The sequence below is a fragment of the Kribbella turkmenica genome (assembly GCF_004348725.1).
Lineage (GTDB): Bacteria > Actinomycetota > Actinomycetes > Propionibacteriales > Kribbellaceae > Kribbella > Kribbella turkmenica.
In genome coordinates this window covers 1-1646 of record NZ_SMKR01000329.1, presented here as the reverse complement: position 1 = coordinate 1646, position 1646 = coordinate 1, and the positions used below count along the sequence as shown (strand labels likewise).

At 69.0% G+C, this 1646-nt stretch carries 1 protein-coding gene; it reads left to right on the top strand.

Annotated features, from left to right (window positions below):
* Window positions 1-65 precede the first annotated feature (65 nt).
* Window positions 66-1646 (top strand): L-glutamate gamma-semialdehyde dehydrogenase (gene pruA, locus E1218_RS35670; RefSeq protein WP_233712703.1); only part of this gene is annotated, 1581 nt, incomplete at its 3' end.

Sequence of the window (1646 nt, the reverse complement as noted above, 5' to 3'; positions counted from 1 at the left end):
ACCTGATCGAGGAGTGTCGCAGTATGGATGCCGTCACCGCTGTTCCTACGCCCGCCAATGAGCCTGTGAAGGGGTATGCGCCCGGATCGTTGGAGCGGGCGAGTTTGGAGGCGAAGCTGAAGGAGTTCACCGCGGCCGGGGGGATCGATCTGACGTGCACGATCGGTGGTGAGCAGCGGCTCGGTGGTGGTGTCCCGATCGAGGTGGTCCAGCCGCACAAGCACGCGCACGTGCTCGGGACGCTGGGCAACGCGACCGCGGCGGACGGGCAGGCGGCCGTGGACGCGGCGCTGGCGGCGGCGCCGGCGTGGCGGTCGCTGTCGTTCGACGACCGGGCGGCGATCTTCTTGAAGGCCGCCGACTTGCTGGCCGGTCCGTGGCGCGACGTCTTGAACGCGGCCACGATGCTGGGGCAGTCGAAGACGGTGCAGCAGGCCGAGATCGACGCGGCGTGTGAGTTGATCGACTTCTTGCGGTTCAACGTGGCGTTCGCGCGGCAGATCGTCAGTGACCAGCCGATCTCGTCGCCGGGGGTGTGGAACCGGGTCGACTACCGGCCGCTGGAGGGGTTCGTGTACGCGATCACGCCGTTCAACTTCACCGCGATCGCGGGCAACCTGCCGTCCGCGCCCGCGCTGATGGGCAACACGGTGGTGTGGAAGCCGTCGCCGACCCAGCAGTTCGCGGCGCACTGGACGATGCGGCTGTTCGAGGCCGCGGGCCTGCCGGGCGGGGTGATCAACCTGGTGACCGGCGACGGTATCGAGGTGTCCAGGTCGGCGCTGACCCACCCGGACCTGGCCGGCATCCACTTCACCGGGTCCACCAAGACGTTCCAGTCGCTGTGGTCGACGGTCGGTGCGAATATCGCGGCGTACAAGACCTACCCGCGGCTGGTCGGCGAGACCGGCGGCAAGGACTTCATCCTCGCCCACCCCTCGGCCGACCCGGCGGTGCTGAAGACCGCGATGGTGCGCGGCGCGTTCGAGTACCAGGGGCAGAAGTGCTCCGCGGCCAGCCGGGCCTACGTCGCCCGCTCGGTGTGGGACCGGATCCGCGACGACCTGGTCGCCGAGACCGAGTCGCTCACCATGGGCGACGTCACCGACCTGTCGAACTTCCTCGGCGCGGTGATCGACGACCGCGCGTTCGCCAAGCACAAGGCCGCGCTGGACCGGGCCCGGACCACCGACGCCCTCGACGTCGTTGCCGGTGGCACCTGTGACGACAGCGAGGGCTACTTCGTCCGGCCGACGCTGCTGGTGTCCGAGGACCCGACCGACGAGATCTTCACCACCGAGTACTTCGGCCCGATCCTCGGCGTGCACGTGTACGACGACACCGACTACGACACCGTGCTCAAACAGATGGAGAACGCGGCGCCGTACGGGCTCACCGGAGCGGTCATCGCCCAGGACCGGCACGCGATCGCCGCGGCCGCGGACTACCTGCGGTTCGCGGCCGGGAACTTCTACGTCAACGACAAGCCGACCGGCGCGGTCGTCGGGCAGCAGCCGTTCGGCGGATCCCGCGCGTCCGGCACCAACGACAAGGCCGGCTCGATGTGGAACCTCATCCGCTGGGCCAGCCCACGCTCCATGAAGGAAACCTTCGCACCACCCACCGACTACCACTACCCGCACCAG